This is a genomic window from Flavihumibacter petaseus NBRC 106054 (assembly GCF_000974785.1).
GTDB classification, from domain to species: Bacteria; Bacteroidota; Bacteroidia; order Chitinophagales; family Chitinophagaceae; genus Flavihumibacter; species Flavihumibacter petaseus.
This window is the reverse complement of record NZ_BBWV01000004.1, coordinates 1-18,273: the sequence shown is the minus strand read 5'-3', so window position 1 is coordinate 18,273 and position 18,273 is coordinate 1. Positions and strand designations below refer to the sequence as shown.

13 protein-coding genes and 1 tRNA gene are annotated in these 18,273 nt (G+C 49.5%); 7 read left to right on the top strand and 7 right to left on the bottom strand.

What is annotated here, in order from left to right; translation table 11 throughout:
* Positions 1-23: 23 nt before the first annotated feature.
* The 6 genes from FPE01S_RS19465 to FPE01S_RS19435 form a co-directional block, all read right to left on the bottom strand.
* Positions 24-1,433, bottom strand: a complete 1,410-nt coding sequence (locus tag FPE01S_RS19465; protein ID WP_046370782.1) for a SusD/RagB family nutrient-binding outer membrane lipoprotein — start codon at positions 1,431-1,433, stop codon at positions 24-26.
* Between the two features lie 11 nt (positions 1,434-1,444).
* Entirely contained in the window at positions 1,445-4,882 is a 3,438-nt protein-coding gene (locus tag FPE01S_RS19460) for a SusC/RagA family TonB-linked outer membrane protein (RefSeq protein WP_217998249.1), read from the bottom strand.
* A 200-nt stretch (positions 4,883-5,082) separates the two neighbouring features.
* Positions 5,083-6,093: a FecR family protein gene (locus FPE01S_RS19455; RefSeq protein ID WP_046370781.1), complete on the bottom strand. Its 1,011-nt coding sequence runs from the start codon at positions 6,091-6,093 to the stop codon at positions 5,083-5,085.
* Positions 6,094-6,189: 96 nt separating this feature from the next.
* Positions 6,190-6,711: an RNA polymerase sigma factor gene (locus FPE01S_RS19450; protein ID WP_046370780.1), complete on the bottom strand. Its 522-nt coding sequence runs from the start codon at positions 6,709-6,711 to the stop codon at positions 6,190-6,192.
* Positions 6,712-6,772: 61 nt separating this feature from the next.
* Positions 6,773-9,241: a mechanosensitive ion channel domain-containing protein gene (locus FPE01S_RS19445; RefSeq protein ID WP_052956041.1), complete on the bottom strand. Its 2,469-nt coding sequence runs from the start codon at positions 9,239-9,241 to the stop codon at positions 6,773-6,775.
* 261 nt (positions 9,242-9,502) lie between these two features.
* Positions 9,503-9,574 (bottom strand) — tRNA-Glu (locus FPE01S_RS19435).
* A gap of 134 nt (positions 9,575-9,708) precedes the next feature.
* Here FPE01S_RS19435 and gap point away from each other — a divergent pair.
* The 5 genes from gap (at position 9,709) to FPE01S_RS19410 (ending at position 13,921) form a co-directional block, all read left to right on the top strand.
* Positions 9,709-10,722 carry a type I glyceraldehyde-3-phosphate dehydrogenase gene (gene gap, locus FPE01S_RS19430; RefSeq protein ID WP_046370778.1) on the top strand — a complete coding sequence of 338 codons (1,014 nt, stop codon included), beginning with the start codon at positions 9,709-9,711 and terminating at the stop codon, positions 10,720-10,722.
* A 23-nt stretch (positions 10,723-10,745) separates the two neighbouring features.
* Positions 10,746-11,942, top strand: a complete 1,197-nt coding sequence (locus FPE01S_RS19425; RefSeq protein ID WP_046370777.1) for a phosphoglycerate kinase — start codon at positions 10,746-10,748, stop codon at positions 11,940-11,942.
* Between the two features lie 119 nt (positions 11,943-12,061).
* Positions 12,062-12,652 (top strand): LemA family protein, encoded by a 591-nt coding sequence (locus tag FPE01S_RS19420; protein WP_046370776.1) that lies wholly within the window; start codon positions 12,062-12,064, stop codon positions 12,650-12,652.
* Between the two features lie 9 nt (positions 12,653-12,661).
* Positions 12,662-13,123: a TPM domain-containing protein gene (locus FPE01S_RS19415; protein ID WP_046370775.1), complete on the top strand. Its 462-nt coding sequence runs from the start codon at positions 12,662-12,664 to the stop codon at positions 13,121-13,123.
* 18 nt (positions 13,124-13,141) lie between these two features.
* Positions 13,142-13,921: a TPM domain-containing protein gene (locus tag FPE01S_RS19410; RefSeq protein WP_046370774.1), complete on the top strand. Its 780-nt coding sequence runs from the start codon at positions 13,142-13,144 to the stop codon at positions 13,919-13,921.
* A gap of 72 nt (positions 13,922-13,993) precedes the next feature.
* On the opposite strand, the gene FPE01S_RS19405 is transcribed toward FPE01S_RS19410, so the two are convergent.
* Positions 13,994-16,483: a M1 family metallopeptidase gene (locus tag FPE01S_RS19405; RefSeq protein WP_046370773.1), complete on the bottom strand. Its 2,490-nt coding sequence runs from the start codon at positions 16,481-16,483 to the stop codon at positions 13,994-13,996.
* A 113-nt stretch (positions 16,484-16,596) separates the two neighbouring features.
* Here FPE01S_RS19405 and FPE01S_RS19400 point away from each other — a divergent pair, with 113 nt between their 5' ends.
* Both FPE01S_RS19400 and truA read left to right on the top strand, forming a co-directional pair.
* Positions 16,597-17,322 carry a hypothetical protein gene (locus tag FPE01S_RS19400; protein ID WP_157474107.1) on the top strand — a complete coding sequence of 242 codons (726 nt, stop codon included), beginning with the start codon at positions 16,597-16,599 and terminating at the stop codon, positions 17,320-17,322.
* Between the two features lie 17 nt (positions 17,323-17,339).
* Positions 17,340-18,089 carry a tRNA pseudouridine(38-40) synthase TruA gene (gene truA, locus FPE01S_RS19395; protein WP_046370771.1) on the top strand — a complete coding sequence of 250 codons (750 nt, stop codon included), beginning with the start codon at positions 17,340-17,342 and terminating at the stop codon, positions 18,087-18,089.
* Positions 18,090-18,273 lie beyond the last annotated feature (184 nt).

Sequence of the window (18,273 nt, the reverse complement as noted above, 5' to 3'; positions counted from 1 at the left end):
TCAGGGCCCTCTTTTTTTTGGGGTTATTCATCCCAGACCAGTTTTTCATCCAGTCCGGTAATGGTAGGAACATTGGCCCCGTTTCTGCTGATTTCAATGGTGGGATAAGCCACCCTGCGAATGAACGTGTTCATGGCTGCATGTTCAGGCAGATCGAAGTCCTTGTACTGGTAATCATGCCTGCGCATATCTACCCAGGATTCGGGATTCAGGAACATGGCAACATATTTTTCCTTAAAGATCAGGTCCAGCGTCAGGTCATCTTCGCCAACCGATACTGCAGGGTTGTTTACATAGGCATTGCGGTCAGCATCACTGACGCCCAGTTTGCTCATGTGTGCATTGATGCCTGCCAGGTATGCAGCATAGGCAGTCGCCTTGTCGTTGTTGTGGAACGCAGCTTCTGCTTCGATGAATTTCATTTCAGCATAAGTCACGAGAAGGATCGGGGCGCCGCCTTTGGAATAATAGCCATCAAGTGACAGGTAAGATTCTTCGTCGTCGGTACCCGTACCGATCCGACCAGCTCCGTTGGGAGTACCGCGGTAATCGCCGAATTGGGTGAGTGTAGCGATTTTCGGCAAACGTGGATCTTCGATGCCGAATGTTGTGCCGTTCAGCGCGTCTACGAACTGGGAACTCAGCCATCCGTCAAGGAGCAATTGCGTATTGTCATAAGCTGCCTGATTCCATGGGCTGCGGCCGTCAAAGGCAATCAACGCTGCATCGTCACCATTGCTGGTATAGGCATTTTCAAGAGTGGACAGAATCTGTGCCGGATCATAGGCGCTGGTTTTGGACAACTGATTGAGGAAACGTGCCTTCAGTGCATAGGCCGTTTTGATCCAGGCTTCAGCATTGCCTCCATGTATCACATCATTGGACGTTCCCAACTCCACCGAAGCGCCGGTGAGTTGAAGGTCGGCTATACCCTCTTCCAGTAATAGTAAGCTGGTTTGCAGCAAATCTGTCTGGCTGTCAAATTTGGGAACAAGGAGTTGCTGTCCCTGCATGGCTTCGCTGTAGGGAACATCGCCAAAAGTGGTGACCAGCATGTTCAGGTTGTAAGCCATGAGTATCTTGCCTACACCCCGGTGCTGGAACGCACTGGTCGCATCTGCCTTATCAATCATCTGGCGAATGTTCATCATGGCTGCGTAAAAATTACTCCAGGTTGTAGAATAGTCTACTTCATTATAAATGTCTGCATCGCTCGCCTGTTGGTTGGATGCCAGGTATTGTGTGAAATAGGAGGTTACATCTCCCATCCGGTAACAGTTCATGCCCGTTTCATAAGTAACGGTTGCCAGTTGGCCGTTGATCGGTGGATCTGTGACCAGGTTGGGGTTATCCAGTTTGTCGAGGTATTTATCACATCCGGCAAAAGTGGTCATTGCCAGTATTATGACCCCGTGTATGATTGACTTTTTCATTTTTTCCGGATTTAGAAGTTAAAGTTGAGTGACAGGATAAAGCTTCTGGTTGCCGGATAAGTGAATCCTGAAAATCCGTCTGCCATATTATTGGCACTGGTGGAACTGGATTCGGGATCAAAGCCGGTGTATTTGGTGTGCAGCCAGAGGTTGTTGGCTGAAACCGTTATGCCTGCCCCGGTGAGAAAATGTGATTTCCGAACCAGGTCGCCGGGAACAGTATATCCGACACTCAGTGTTCTGAGGCGGAACCAGGAAGCGTTTTCGATAAAAGTTTCAGATGCGCCGCGATAGTAGTTCCGGTAATAACCATTGCCGTAATTTTCTCCATCCGGTCCGACACCCTGGCCCAGCCAGACTTCTTTTGTGTTTTTGGTGCCGTCCGCCTTATAGCCGTCGAATACAACCATGTCATTGCGGTTCAGGGAGCCTGTCTGGAGGGCAAACGAGCCCATGAAATTAGCCAGCTGGTTATAGCGGTAAACGCCTTGCTGTGTATCAAACAGGAAATACAGGTTGAACTGTTTGTAACGAAGCGTACTGCTCAGGCTACCGATCCATTTGGGTTGTGAATTCGCAATGTACTGTTGTTTGGATGCCGGGTTGAGTACCGGAAATCCATTTTCTCCGATCAGCAATGGGCGGCCTGCATCGAGGTTGGCTTCATCTTCCTTATCCGATCCGAAATAGCGCTGGTAGGTTCTGCCGAACAACGCGCCGGCAGGATAACCGGGAATGAATTTCTGGGTAACTGTCGAACTCAGGTAACCGAACTGACTGTACAGGGGTATTTCCGTCAACCCGGGATAAATGGAAAGGACTTTGTTGTTGTTGGAGGTATAATTCACTCTTACATCCCAGCTGAAATCCTTTGTTTGAACCGGTGTTCCAGACAAACTGATCTCAACACCCTGGTTACGGATGCTTCCGGAATTCAGGTAGATCTGGTCAAAGCCGCTGGTTACCGGAACCTTGACCGGCACGATCAGGTCCTTACTGGTATTGTTGTAGTAGGTGAAATCCAGGCCGAGGCGGCTGCGCAGGAAACGGAGTTCAAAGCCGCCTTCATAGGAGGTGGTGAATTCCGGCCGCAGATTGGCGTCACCGGACTGGTCAAAGAGTTCGAAACGTTTGGTGCCATTGGATAGTGGCGTTTCGAGCGGTACATAGCCGGTGACAGTAGCATAGGGCGGCGCATCTTTACCCACTTTGGCAACAGAGACACGGGCTTTCGCGTAGGTCCACCAGTCGGGAAGTGAAAAGTTTTCGGAGAATACCCAGCTCAGGCTGGCGGAAGGATAAAAGAAAGAGCGATTGTCTTTCGACAGCGTGGAGGTCCAGTCGTTCCGGCCGGTCAGCGTCAGGAAGAGGAAGTTGTCATAACCGAGTGTCCAGTCAGCGAAAAGACCCACGATCCGGTATTCTTTGGTTTTGTTGTAGCCGATTACCCTTTTCGCATTGTTCAGGTTATAATAGGTGGGCACTTCGAGTGTGTCGCCTTCCACGTAAACGGCATCGCGGTTAGTGGAGTACACATCATGGCCGATCTTCAAAGAGGATTTTATATGTGATCCGATCTCGTTTTTGAAGTTCAGCATCAAGGTGGAATTCAATACCGTGTTCTTGGCATTGTATTCCATCACGCTACCGTAGTAGAGGTCGTCTGCCGGATAGATTTCATCCGGAACGCCCAGCGGCCCGGGAGTTGTCTGACGACGGCTGTCATTATAGAAATCCAGGCCAAAGCGGTAATTGATATCAAGCCATTTTGCCGGTGAATAGGTGATATAGGAATTTGAGATCAGGCGATCCACATTGTCCTGGTAATCTTTGGCCCAGAGCAGGTAGATGGGGTTTGAATTGTCTGAACCAACGATCGTTTTCTGCGTGCCATCGGGTTTCTGATAGTCCCATACGTCATAGCGCGGCGCGTAATAGGTCAGGTTTTCGTTGTAGCGGTCGGAGTCACCGCGCCGGCCTCCCGATTTGATATAGTTAAGGGAAGTGCCGAATTTGACTTTGTTGGAGAGCCGGAATTCCCCACCCACTTTAATTGAGTAGTTTTTGTAGTCTGTAAAGGGCATTATGCCTTTCTGGTTGAACTGGGAGATCGAGGCATTGAATATTGTCTTTTCAGTACCACCGGAAATATTGAGGCTGTTTCGGAGTGAATAGCCTGTTTCATAGCCATGTTCATAGTTGTTGAACAGTTCATCCGGGTGATTCGGATCAATGGCTTTTGCCGCTGCCACTGTTGACCCGTAAGCGGGCCAGAAACTGGTGGAATCGTATTCATTGAACCAGCCCTGGGTATAGGTTTTCTGTGTGCTGGGATATTTGTTGATCTTGTCAACGCTGCCGGTACTGGTGAAGCTGCCGCGCAGTTTTCCTGATTTTCCGGATTTAGTGGTAATGATGATGGCGCCCGTTGACGCGCGAAGGCCATAGAGCGCAGTTGCCGCACCTCCTTTCAGGATATTGATCGTTTCAATATCATCAGGATTGATATCTGAAGCGCGGTTACCCATGGCCTTGAGTTCACTGCCGTCTCCCACATCTGTGGAGTTGTCGATGGGAACACCATCAATAATAAACAATGGCTGAAAGTCGCGGGCAGGGTCAAAGGAGTTGAGTCCCCTGAGGATAATTTTGGCACCCTGACCCGGTGCGCCACCGCCTGAGTTGATCTGGAGCCCGGCTGCCTGCCCCTGCAATGCGTTGACCACATTGGGCTGGTGGCTGGCTGCGAGAAGATCGCCTTTTACCTCCTGCGCGGAGTAGCCGAGGGACCGTTTTTCGCGCTGGATACCTAGGGCTGTTACCGTTACCTCAGCCATATTGGTTTTGTCATCAAAAAGCTGGAGGGAGAGCGACGCTGTTTCATTGTCAGTGATGGTAACATTGCGGATCTCGGTTCCGAAGCCGATCGCAGAGATCTGCACCCTGTATTTGCCTGCCTTAACCCCCTTTAATTCAAAATTGCCCTGGGCGTCGGCAGCAGTACCGTATGAGGTACCCAGCAGGATAATTGAAGCGTTGGCCAGCGGTTCGCCGGCAGCATTGGTCACACGACCTTTGATACCGCCCTCAAAATCGCCGGAAAGCGAGGAGGGAGAAGCTGTTGATTCGGCCGGCCTGGCCTTTTTAATGATGATGTTGGTGTTAACGAGTTCGTATTGCAGCCCGGTGTTTTCCAGCAGTAGTGTCAGCAGCTTGTCGACACTTGTCTCTTCCCCGGGGGCGGACACACTGGTGAATGCCGCTACATCACTGGTTTTATAGGAAAATGAAAGCCTGGTTGCATTTTCTATTTTTTTCAGTGCTGTGCGGAGGGAAACATTTTTGAGATCGAGATTGACTTTGATCCTGCTCAGATCCTGCCCGGAGGACGTGCCCGCCAACAGGATGCCGCTGATACAAAGAAAACCTGCCAGGATCATCATTCTCATAAGTAACAGTTTCAAACTAGCATCGATACAGGGCAATAAACGGCCGTGTATCTTTTGATACAAATTCATAGCTTTGGTCAGTTTAGAATTTCTTAATCAGATTTACTACAACACAGGCCGGGCCAGGTCGCAACTGGTTCGGTCTATTTTTATTTAAAGGGGTGGTGACATAAGTTTTGATTCGCTTTTTATGGTGATGTTTATTGCCGGAGTATGTATGTTCCGCCGGAAGTGGACAGGGTGCAATCCGTCAGCCGGCAGATAATTTCCAATGCCTTATCGATGCCCATTTCCCGCTTAAAGGAAGTAGAAACCCTCATTTTCTGTACTGCCGGAGATTCCACCAGGATCGTTACGTCGTACACACGCTGAAGGTCTGCGATCATGTCCTCGACGGTATAGTCATCATATATCAGGTTACCCTCATGCCAGGCAGCTGCGGTTTCTTCTTTCAGGTTCTTCTCTACGGCAGCGTGGCTGATGTTATCAATACTTACCTGTTGTCCTTTGGTCAGGAGGGCCACCGGCTGGCCATCATACTGCACTTTTACTTTTCCCCGCCTGACGGATACAGTAACCTTCCGCATGCCTGGATATGCTTTGATATTGAAGGCAGTACCGAGTACCGTGGTGCTTACCCTTCCAGAATAGATGACAAACGGGATGCTGTCGGCATGTTTCACATCAAAGTAGGCTTCACCATTCAGGAGCACTTCGCGTCTGTCGCCATTGAAAGATTGCGGATATTCCAGGGTGCTGGCGGCATTCAGCCAGACCTGTGTGCTGTCCGGCAGCAGCAGGTATTTGTATTCGGACCTTGCCGTGGACCGGATGGATGTGTTGCGTACCACAGAACGTTCTGACAGTTGTTGTTCCGGCTTTGTCGTCGACTGCGGGTGAAACCACCACCAGCCGGTGGTCAAGATCAGCAGGACAGAAACGATTGCCACCATCCCGGGTAGGCGACGCCTGACTGCGGATGGTTCTTTTGGGAACGGAAAGAGATCATTCAGTATCAGTTTACCCTCTGCGTTGACGGTAGTTCCGGAGGGGGATTTTGACTGGATATCCGTAAACGCGCGCTGCAGTACGGCATTGACAGCAGCATCGGCATCTTTGGTGTCAAGAAGCCGGAAAAGTTCCTCAAATTCTTCCCTGGTGCAGGTTTGCTGGAGGTACCTGAGGAAAAGGTATTGAATCCTTTCTTCCATTGAACTGGTTAATGATGAGCAAAGCGATCGTTCGGACATGATGTCCCTCAGATAAAGACGAAGCAGCCGGGAGATAGTCCTATTCGTTCTTAAAATTTATTTTCCGGTGAGAAAACGCCGGATGTGAAGCAGCGCTGACGAGAGTTGATTTTTGACGGTGTGGCGGGAGATAGCCATTTCAGTGGCTATTTCCTGGTAGTTCAGGCCTTCTTCGCGACTTAAACGGAAGACCTTCTGCCGTTGGGGCGGGAGCTGGCTGATGGCAGCGTGGATGGCTTCCAGGCTTTCTTTCGCCTCGAGATGGTCCTGCGGTTGCAGGGATACCGCAGAAACCTGTTTCCACAATTGATTGCGCATTTTTTCGTCTGCAGCAGCTTTTCTCAAAAAATCGATCAGTTTGTTTTGTGTGGAGCGGTAGAGGTAGGCTCCCGGATCATCCAGTTCGCCGACCTGGTCCATATGTTCCCAGAAGCGAAGGAAAACTTCCTGGAGAATATCCCGCGCCAGTGCGTCAGACCTGGTGACCTTGTACGCCAGTTGATACAGCGGGTATTCATAACAGCCATACAACTGTTCGAATACCTGAGTTTTACTGCCGGAGGAGCCGTTACCTGCCATTTCTTTCCCTTGTACTAAGCAATTTGATTTGGTCTCCCAATGTAACGAAAAAATAATAATGTTATATTTCATGATTGCCGGGACGAAAATGGATAGCCTGGAAAGCACTATCCATCGCCAGTATGATATCGCTTTTAACGGCGGCCCATTCGCGGATATTTTTTGCCCAGAACTGGAGCTGCAGATCAATAGTGTTTTCTTTATAGTCTTTAATGAGTACCACAGGTCTGGGGAATTTCAGCACACGGTCATCCTGCCCGGGCAACTGTTTTAATACCTGAATGACTTTCTGCAGGTCAGTGCCGTGTGCCACACTGACGATAATGTCGATACTTTTTGAACTGTTGTCGCGCGTCCAGTTCACCAGGTTATTATTCAATACGTTACCATTTGGGATGATCACATCTGACCCGAGCCCGGTGGCAATTACACTGCTGCGGAAACCAATTGACTTAACTGTTCCGGACTGTCCGCCTATTTCAACTACGTCGCCGACATTTACGGGTTTTTCAAATGAGATAATAAGACCACTCACCAGGTTATTCACGAGGGATTGCAGACCAAAACCGATACCAACACCGAGCGCACTTAAGATTATGGTCAGCCTGTCCATCGGAACACCCAGTACGGCGAATGCGAGCAACAGCCCAATGGTGATGATAGAAATCCGGATGAGCAGCAGCCAGCTGCCGATTCCCGCTTTTTGCAGGACAGTGTCATTGTTATGGGAGGCAAAGAACGAAATGATTTTTGAAATCATTCCCGACAAATATAAAATCAGGAAAAACTGCAATACACTTCCTATGGTAATGGAGAAATCTCCGATGGTTCTTTTCTGGGATATGAAATTCTTGATTGGGTCTGCAATCAGCCTGAATGCGTAAAAGTTTCTGGCGAACAATACAAACCAGCCGATGATGAGAAAAACGTAGAATATCGAAGGTGCTTTGCTATCGTCGCTGTCGAAATTGATATTGAAAACTTTTGTACCGGAAATGTTGTAAACTTCCCTGGCCAGCAGGATGCTTTCATTCAACAGTCGGATTGTCCAGAAAAATAATATTGCCAGCACCACATTCAGAAAGCCGCTTACCATACAGGTTTTGGATAAATTGTAGCGACCATAGATGTTCGCAAAGACGGATACGGCCTGAAGGATGACGACGAAAGCGATAAAGCCGATCACCAGCTTTTCTTTTAACTGGTGCCGGCGTCCCATCAGCACCAGGGTCAGGCCTGCCAGTATACCAGCGATGGACAGGGTCAATATTATCCATCTTTCCGGCCGGGAAGCAGGGAGTAGCAGGTTGACCGTGTTGCCAAGCAGGAAAAGAGCGAACATCACCAGCCATGCCCTCATCCAGTACCCGGTTATAAATTTTCTGAACAAGATGGTTAGCGCCAGTGCTGATATGGTCCATAACAGGGCAATAAAAATGAACGGCGGATCGGGGAAGATAAACTGGAAAAGATTCAGTATTATGACAATTGCTGACAAAACCGGGTATCTCAAAACCGGATGGCTTTGTAGGTTTTGATTTTCCGGTGCCCTCGATTCGAACCTTCGTTTCAGGCTACTCAGGAAAAGGGCTGCCAGGACCACCAGCAACAACAAAAGCGAAATCAGGCTGATTTCATTTCTGACATAAAAGGTTAAAGCGAGTCCGCCCTTAATCAGGGACATTTCAATAATCTCATTAAATGGCCTGACGTGTCTTATCGCACCTCCCAGGTTATTTACTTCCCGCCTGAACCTGTTGCCTGACAGCTCCTCCTGAAAGGTTTCGATTTTTTCAAGGCTGGCATTCAGCGTATTCACGAACTTGTTTACCGTGGTCTGCAGGTCTGAAATGTTGGTCAGTGCGAGTTTGAATGAGCTGTCAATCGGTTTGATTTCCCGTGACACAACGGTAAGCTTGTTGACATATCGCATTAAGACTGCGGAATCGGTCGACAGGGTGTACAGGACTTTTTTCGTATAAAGAGAGTCAATTGTATTTCTGAGGCTGACCAGTTTCCTGTAGTAATCGTCTACATAGGATTTTCGCGCCAAAGTTCTTGTCAGCAGTTCTCTGAGGATCTCATAGGAGGTTTGAAGGTTCCGGTTTGTCTGAACGCTACCGGTTTTTACAAAAACGCCGTCACTGGTGATTTCATACCAGTGCTCAATTTTCTTCAGTTCGACACTTAAGCCGGTAGTATCGAGTCCTTTTTCCAGGTAGCTTTTGGCTTCGAGCGTCAACCTTTTAATTTCTTCGATTATTTCGTCCTGCCGTGTCGATAAGGTGTCTTCGTTGTATTCTGCAATGTTTTTTTTCTCTTCAATTGCCCCGGATTGGCTTATGGAGTAAAATAGTTTGCTGGCGGCCTGGTTATAGTTGGCGGCAACCGAGTCGTAAACAGCCTTGTGCCCGGCGGTATCCTCCTGAGAAAAAGCAGTTGCCTGAATGAACAGGTTGAAGATTGCAGGCAGTATGAATTTAAGGAGCAGGTGCCGGCGATGGGTATTATTTTCTAGTCGATATTTCAATCGAAACAGGCTGATTAAAATTATAATAATTTGGGCTAGACCTTTTGCGCAAGTGGCTCCGGGAACAAAGAAGAAAGGAATTTAACGGTAAAACGGAGCAGCTGATTCAGGCGCGGGACTGCCGGTCAGCGGGGCATAATGCTGAGGGTAAATTGTAACCGTAAAGGTTACCTGCAGTAGTAGGGGGGCTCGGGAACTGGTTGGCAACAAAAAAGGCTGTCCATGATTGAACAGCCTGAATTGTTTTTTGTTATTTATCTGTACCGCGTACGGGAATCGAACCCGTCATTCATCCGTGAAAGGGATGCGTCTTAACCGATTGACCAACGCGGCATTTCCCTTTTGGGAGTGCAAAGATAGGGATGCTACAATTGCTGCCAAAAATTATTTTGTAAAATTTTTATTCGCTTCGTGTAAATATTACCTTAGCGGTCCATTTATTTTTTCACTAATTCAAAATTGACTTTATGAGCACTGTAAAGGTTGCTATCAATGGTTTCGGCAGAATCGGAAGGCTGGTTTACCGCCAGATATACAATATGCAAGGAATTGATGTAGTGGCTATCAACGATCTGACCTCACCCAAAGTGCTTGCCCATCTCTTAAAATATGACAGCGCACAAGGCCGTTTTGACGCTGAAGTAACTGCAACGGAAGATTCCATCGTGGTAAACGGTGACGCGGTTAAGATCTACGCACAGAAGGATCCAACCCAGATTCCCTGGGGCACCCATAATGTTGACGTGGTGATCGAAAGCACCGGTTTCTTTACGGACAAAGACAAGGCTGCTGCGCACCTGAAAGCCGGTGCTAAACGCGTGGTTATTTCCGCGCCTGCTACCGGTGAACTGAAAACCGTGGTGTTTAACGTGAACCACGATATCCTGGATGGTTCCGAGGAGATCATTTCCTGTGCTTCCTGTACCACCAACTGCCTGGCTCCGATGGCCAAGGCCCTGGAAGACACATTTGGTATCGTAATGGGTAGCATGACCACTGTGCACGCCTATACCAACGACCAGAATACCCTGGACGCTCCCCACGCCAAAGGTGATCTGCGCCGTGCAAGGGCTGCTGCCGCGAACATTGTTCCGAACAGCACCGGTGCTGCGAAGGCGATCGGCCTGGTTCTGCCAAGCCTGAAAGGCAAACTCGACGGCGGTGCGCAAAGGATCCCGGTGATCACGGGCTCCCTGACCGAACTGACCGTTGTGCTGAAGAAAAAGACTACCCTCGAAGAGGTGAATGCTACTATGAAAGCCGCCAGCAATGAGAGCTATGGCTATACAGAAGATGAAATCGTGAGCAGCGACGTGATCGGCATGCATTACGGCTCATTATTTGATGCGACTCAAACCAAGGTAATCACCGTAGGTGACCAGCAGCTGGTGAAAACCGTTAGTTGGTACGATAACGAGATGAGCTATGTAAGCCAGCTTGTTCGCACCGTGAAATACTTTGCGGGTCTTATTTCCAAATAACTGAAACCGAACCAAACCTGACGATGAGTACATTTTCCCAACATTCCTTCGCCGGTGAAAAAGCGCTGGTACGGGTTGATTTCAACGTGCCGCTCAATGACAAATTCGAGATCACGGATGATACCCGGATCCGGGCTGCCCTGCCGACGATCGAAAAAATCCTGAAAGACGGCGGAAAAGTTATCCTGATGAGCCACCTGGGGCGACCCAAGGACGGTCCGACCGATAAATATTCACTTCGTCACCTGGTTCCGCACCTCGGTAAACTGTTGCCGGGAACTACGGTCCTTTTCGCTGATGACTGCATTGGCGAAAAAGCTGCCATGACGGCAAACATGATGCGTCCTGGTGAGGTCCTGTTACTGGAGAATCTCCGTTTTTACAAGGAAGAGGAAAAAGGTGATGCGGCTTTTGCTAAAAAGCTCGCCCAGCTGGGAGATGTTTACGTCAACGACGCATTCGGTACAGCACACCGGGCCCATGCTTCCACTGCCGTAATCGCGCAATTCTTTCCGAAAGACAAGCGGATGTTTGGCCTGCTCATGGAAGGAGAGGTGAACAGCGCAGAAAAGGTGCTTACCCAGGCACAGAAGCCTTTTACAGCCATTATCGGCGGTGCAAAGGTTTCTGACAAGATTCTCATCATTGAGAATCTACTTGAGCGGGCTACTGATATCATTATCGGTGGTGGCATGGCCTATACTTTCATGAAGGCTCAGGGCGGCAGGATCGGTAAGTCGCTTTGCGAGGAAGATCGCCTGGACACTGCCAATGAGCTGTTGAAAAAGGCAGAAGCAAAAGGGGTGAATATTCACCTGCCTTCGGATTCTGTTATCGCCGATGCGTTCAGTGCAGAAGCCGAAACCTCAGCTGCGCCCAGCAACGCCATCCCTGATGGATGGATGGGCCTGGATATTGGGTCATATGCCTGTACGGAATTTACCAATGTAATCAGGAGATCCAAAACTATTCTCTGGAACGGTCCCATGGGTGTTTTTGAAATGCCCAAGTTTCAGCACGGTACCAAGGCCATTGCGGAAGCTGTGGCTGCGGCAACTGCGGAAGGAGCGTTTTCACTGGTAGGTGGCGGTGATTCTGTGGCCGCGGTGAACCAGTTCGGTTTTACCGATAAGGTGAGTTATGTTTCTACCGGTGGCGGTGCCATGCTTGAGTTTTTCGAAGGAAAGGAATTGCCGGGCATCGCAGCTGTAAATGCTTAGGTTATTTTAACTTTTTTTACCAGGCCATCCAACCGGATGGCCTTTTTTCATGTCTCAATATTTTTTAAGACTGTAATCTATACATAGCTTAATTTTAAATATCAACTAAACCTTTAGCGATGAAGTCAAAGAACCTCCTCCTCATCATTATTGTGGGTGCTATTCTTTTATTTGGCGGTTGTGCCTGCTCCGGTTACAACAGCATGGTAAAGCTGGACGAGAATGTCAAAAACAAATGGAATAACGTACAGAGCGACTACCAGCGCCGGGCAGATCTGATCCCTAACCTGGTCAATACGGTAAAGGGCGCTGCCAACTTCGAGCAGGAAACACTTACCAGGCTGGTGGAGGCAAGGGCGAAAGCTACATCGGTACAGGTTGATCCCAGCAACCTGACACCGGAGAAACTGGCCGAATTCCAGCAGGCGCAGGCGGGAGTAAGTGGCGCGCTGGGCAGGCTGCTGGCGGTGGTAGAGAATTATCCTGACCTGAAAGCCAACCAGAATTTCCGGGATCTTCAGGCACAGCTGGAAGGAACAGAAAACAGGATCAAGGTCAGCAGGAACGATTTTAACGCGGCGGTTCAGGGTTATAACAGCACGGTCCGGACCTTTCCGAATAATATTTTCGCCAACATGTTCGGATTCAATGTGAAGAATGGCTTCACTGCAGATCCGGGATCGGAAAAAGCGCCAAACGTGCAATTCTAAATCCAGCAGATGTCATTTTTTTCCTTTGGTCGCAAACCCCGTTTCTTCTCCCACGAAGAGACCAGCCGGATCATTGCTGCAATACGGGAGGCGGAAACGAAAACCAGCGGTGAGATAAGGGTCTTTATCGAAAGGCGGTGCAAATACGTCAATCCTATCGACCGTGCAGCTGAGATTTTCTGGAACCTGCAGATGGATCATACGGATGAGCGCAATGGGATACTGGTTTATGTGGCTTCCCGGGATCACCAGGTGGCTATATGGGGAGATGAAGGCATTCATCGCATTGCAGGAACGGAGTTTTGGCAGAACGAAGTAACCAGGCTGATCACCCATTTCAGCCGGCATGCATATGCCGAAGGAATAGTACATGTGGTGAATGACATCGGCGGAGTGCTTGCGGAGCATTTCCCTTATAAACCCGGTACAGACAAAAATGAATTGCCGGACGATATTGTATTTGGAGACTAAGGCCTTTAGCCGAAAGATATGAAGCGACTTTCCCTTTTCCTGTTTTGTTGCCTGCTTGTAGCCGGGGTTTCCGGTCAGCAAAGGGTTTTGCCCAAACCTAACCCGCCCCGGCTCGTCAACGATGCGGCTGGTATGCTGACCGCGGACCAGGTAGCAGCACTGGAACAGAAGCTGGTGGCATACGACGATACCACTTCCAACCAGATTGTAATTGTGCTGGTGCCCACGCTCAATGGCCTTGAGCCCAATGACTATGCTACCGAACTGGGACGGGCCTGGGGGGTAGGCGGTTCGGAGTTCAATAATGGTGTGGTAATACTGATTTCCAATCCGCCTCAGGGCTCCGAAGAAAGCCGGAAGGCCTATATCACAGCCGGCTACGGGCTGGAGGGGGCACTTCCGGATATTACCCTGCGCCAGATCTATGAGAGCGATCTTGTGCCGAACCTGCGGGCCGGCAATTATTACCGCGCACTTGATGAGGCTACTACTTCCATTATTAAGGCAGCAGCGGGTGAGTACAAGGCTCCCGCGGGCTATCGTGACAGGAAAACCGGTTCGGGCATTCCCTTTGGGTTGCTGATATTTATCATTGTCATCATTATTGTTATTGCCAGCCGTCGCGGTGGCGGAGGTGGCGGTGGTATGATGAGCCGGAGGGGTTATCGCGGCTTTGGCGGACCGCCGGTGATATTCCCGGGTGGCTGGGGCGGCGGCGGCGGCGGCGGTGGTGGTGGTGGATTCGGAGGGTTCGGAGGTGGCAGTTTCGGTGGCGGCGGTGCAGGAGGCGGATGGTAAAATACAGAACACTTCAACGAATAAAAAAAGGCATCAGTGGTAACTGATGCCTTTTTCATTTTGGGTTATTTCTCAGAAAGCTTTTTTGTCAGCTTCCTTCTTGGATTTTATATACTCCACCAGTTGCAGGCTTTCCGGTGTATTTTCTTTTTTCTTGGCATTCTCAATACCCTGCAGCACCATCGTATTGATATAGGCGTCTGTCTGGTTACGATATGCAGCCGGGATTGATTCCCGGAATTCAACGATCAGGTCAATACCTTTTTTCACCTGTTCGCTGTTTTTTGTTTTGGCGATCAGCATAGACAGTGGCTGAAGCATTTCGAACTTACTTTGAGAAAGTCCCATGCTGCCAAAGGTCTGGCTGATGGTGGGCAGTGCTTCTTCGATACCATTTTTGGCCGCAACAGCGGTGATGGCGGCAAGTAATCCACCTTTGGCGGGCTGGCCGAGCATGGCTTTCGTTGCAGCAACGGCAGCTTCATTGTCAACAGCAGCCAGGGCTTCCAGGCTTGCACCGGCAATAGAATAGGAAGAGTCTTTTACTCCTTTTTCAAAGATGCCTTTGTTGGCTGCATTTTCATACCGTGCCAGTACTTCAATGGCCTTGGCGCGCACAAGGGCTTTAGGGTCTTTAGCAGCCATTTCAGTAACAGTTTTTTCCGCTGCTGCCTTGATTGCACTGTTCTTCATGTCGAGTTTGCCGAGGGTCAGGATCCGGAGGCCGAAATAAGGGTCTTTCAATGCCGATACCAGCAGTGTCTGAGCCACAGCAACGTCCTGGTGTGCCGCACTGTATTCGATGGCTTCCCGACGGTCTACATAATTCCCTGCGTTCTTATACTGATAGGCGAATTGTTCTGCGGTCTTGTTGTCTTTTTTCTCACAAAGGAGCACTTTGTCTCCATCAACATTCACCAGGTCCGGACGCTTCTTGTAAGCAAAGGTGAAAGTGTCGGATTTGTCGGTGATGGTAATGTTGTGCCTGGTTTTCTTTCCATCCTCATAAATATCAACTGCGACTGGTAACTGGAACAGGGAGCTTTCCTGGGTCTGGTTGATGATCACGGAAACTTTACCAGCAGCGTCGTCGAATTTGTAGTCGATATCCAGTTTCGGATGCCCGGCACCAAAGTACCATTGGTTGAAGAACCAGTTCAGGTCGCGCCCACTGACTTCTTCGAAAGCAAGGCGCAGGTTATGTACTTCAGCAGCCTTGAATTTATTGGTAGTAAGATAGTTGTTCAGGCCTTTGAAGAAGGCGCTGTCACCAAGGTAATTGCGCAACATGTTGAGGATGCGGCCACCTTTCTGATAGCTCACAGCATCAAACATGTCTTCCTTATCGTTATAGTGGAAACGCGCCAGGTCTTTGGATGCGTTTTCAGGGTTGGCCAGGTAACCGTTCATCGCGCTGTAGTTCGCAGCAGCGCCGGCGTCTTTACCGTATTTGTACTCATTCCAAAGGGTTTCACTGTAATCAGCGAAAGATTCATTCAGTGTAAGGTTGCTCCAGCTTTCAGCAGTTACATAATCGCCGAACCAGTGGTGAAAGAGTTCGTGGGCGATCACATCTTCCCAGCGGTTTTCGTCGATCAGTTCGCGGGCGTCCTGCTGGGCGCTTTCCTGGTGCAGTGTTGCCGTGGTGTTTTCCATAGCGCCACTAACATAATCACGTCCGGTGATCTGCGCATATTTGACCCACGGATATTCTACACCGGTGATGCGTGAGTAGAAGGCCATCATTTCGGGAGTATTGCCGAAAATAGTGCGTGCTACCGGTGCATACTCTTTTTCTACATAGTAGCTGACTTCTTTCCCTTTATAGGCATCTTTAATGATGGCGTAGTCGCCAACGCCCATGAAAAAGAGGTAGGGAGAATGGGGGAGTTCCATTTTCCAGGTATCCGTTCTTGTGCCGTTGCTATTGTTTTTCTGGTTCACCAGTTTGCCGTTACTGAGGGTAACGTATTTGGCAGGAACCGTCATGCTGATTTCTTCAGTACATTTTTGTCCCGGTTTGTCGATCGTCGGGCACCACACGCTGGTTGCTTCCGTTTCACCCTGCGTCCAGATCTGTGTTGGTTTGTTTTTTTCTTCTCCTTTCGGATTGATGAAATACAAGCCTTTTGCGTCGGTGATCGCGGCGCTGCCGGCTACTTTTAGTTCATTAGGTTTGGCTGTATAATCAATGTATACGATATAATTCTCTCCGCGGTTGTAGGTCTTGTTGAGCTGGATGCGGAGGAAGCTGCCGTCATATTTGAAGGTGAGCGGTTGTGTTTTTGAACCGTTGACAAGTCCGACGGATTTGATATCCATGCCTTTTGCATCCAGCGTGAGGGAGTCGGTCGGGTAAAAATGTGGCTGGAGGGTGATCCATGCTTTTCCGTTCAGCCAGGCTTTGTCATAGTCGAAAGATACATCCAGCCTGGTATGGACAAGATTATTGATGCGAGTAGGGGTTTCCCGGTACGGTGACGGTTTCACAGGTTCGTCCTGGGCTATTACTGCCCCGGAGACTGCCAACGCCAGGAGAGAGACGTACAATCCTTTTTTCATAATGGTGATTTAGCCGCTCAAAAGTAGGGCATCCCCGTAATGCCGGTTCATAAAAAAGTATGAATGGTTCTAAAACGTTGGTTTTATTAGATTTGTGACTATAAAACAGACAGGTGGCACCCCGTTGGATTTGCATGTTACTGATGGTCTTCAGTTGTTGGCAGCTGCCGGCACAGGAGGGCGGTTTTATTTATATAGAATCCAGTCCCACGCGGCCGTTTTATTTGCGTAATGCAGACAGCATGGTGTTATCGTCACCGGCTGGCTATATCATACTGGCGCCACTGGCATCCTGGCGGGGGGATATCATTGTAGGGTTCCAGGGGCAGCCGCAGGCGGCATTTGTTTTCACACTGGAAGATACACTGCAGGAGACGGGATGGTTATTGCGGGATATGGGGCAGGAGGGCTGGCGGTTGCTGGACTGGAGGAAGAATGAGTCGGTCGCTGTGCGGCGGCTGGGACGCGAAGAAGTTCGGCTCAGTGACCTGCATAAACGGACAGATGCATTTGCCGTGAGGTTGTCGCAGGTGGTAAATGACAGTATCATATTGTATGATCTGCCGCAGTTAAAGGCTGTTGCTGCGGGGCAGAAAGGTGGCGGTGATCCGGTGGTGAAAGGGCCGGGTAAGGGGAAGGCGTCAGGTACTGCTCCACAGGAAAAAGTTCAGGTTACGGTGAAGCCGGCGGTTGCTCCCGTAAAGCGGTTATTCAAGACGGATATGGGTGGCAGCTGGAAAATGATCTATGCGGTGACAGAGCCGGGAGGGGTGGATACGGTGGAAGTGAATATTATTAAGTTAAAGCCGCCTGTAAAGGGAAAGCCGAAACGGCGGTAGTTGAATTTACAGCGAACATGAATCGTTATTTTATTGAAGTGGCTTATCTCGGTGCTGCTTATGCCGGATTTCAGCGGCAGGAGAATGCGCATACCGTGCAGGCGGAGGTGGAGCGGGTGTTGCAGGTGGTGAACCGTGAGAAAGTGATGTTAACCGGTTCAAGCAGGACGGATGCGGGGGTGCATGCGCGGCAGAATTACTTTCACTATGATTTTGATGGGGGGCAGCCGGAGCGGCTGGTATATAACCTGAATGCTTTGCTGCCACGGGATTGTGCGGTGTTGTCTTTGCGGCGGGTTCCGGCAGAAGCGCATTGCCGGTTTGATGCGATTGGCAGGGAGTACCGGTACTATTGTTATGGGAAGAAGGATCCTTTCAGGGAGGGGCGGGCTTACTTTTATCCTTATAGTGTGGATATGGGAAGGATGCAGGAGGCTGCGGGCATATTGATGGAATACGAGGATTTTACCAGTTTCAGCAAGCGGAATACACAGGTGAAGACGTTTCGTTGCAGGTTGACGGTGAGTCAGTGGGAGGAGTATGATGGTGGGTTTTTGTATCATGTAAAGGGGAATCGTTTTTTGCGGGGTATGGTGCGTGCATTGACGGCGACGATGTTGCGTGTGGGGCGTGGGAGTATTACGTTGGAGCGGTTCAGGGAGATTATTGAGGGGCGGGATTGTACGCTGGCGGATTTTGCGGTGCCAGCGGAGGGGTTGTTTTTGGAGCGGGTGCATTACCCGGAGGGTTATTTTGAAAAAATGTAATTGGCTGTGAGCTGTGCTGGCAGTGGGTTTCATCGGGTGGTAGGAAGAAAGAAGGAAAATATATTTGGAGCGGGACGATTCCCGTGTATCTTTGCGCCCCGCTTCTGAAATAAAGCGGGACAGTTCTTCGAATCATGTGGAAATCTTCGAAAAGATTTTTTTGGAAGTAGAGATCAGAACCTCC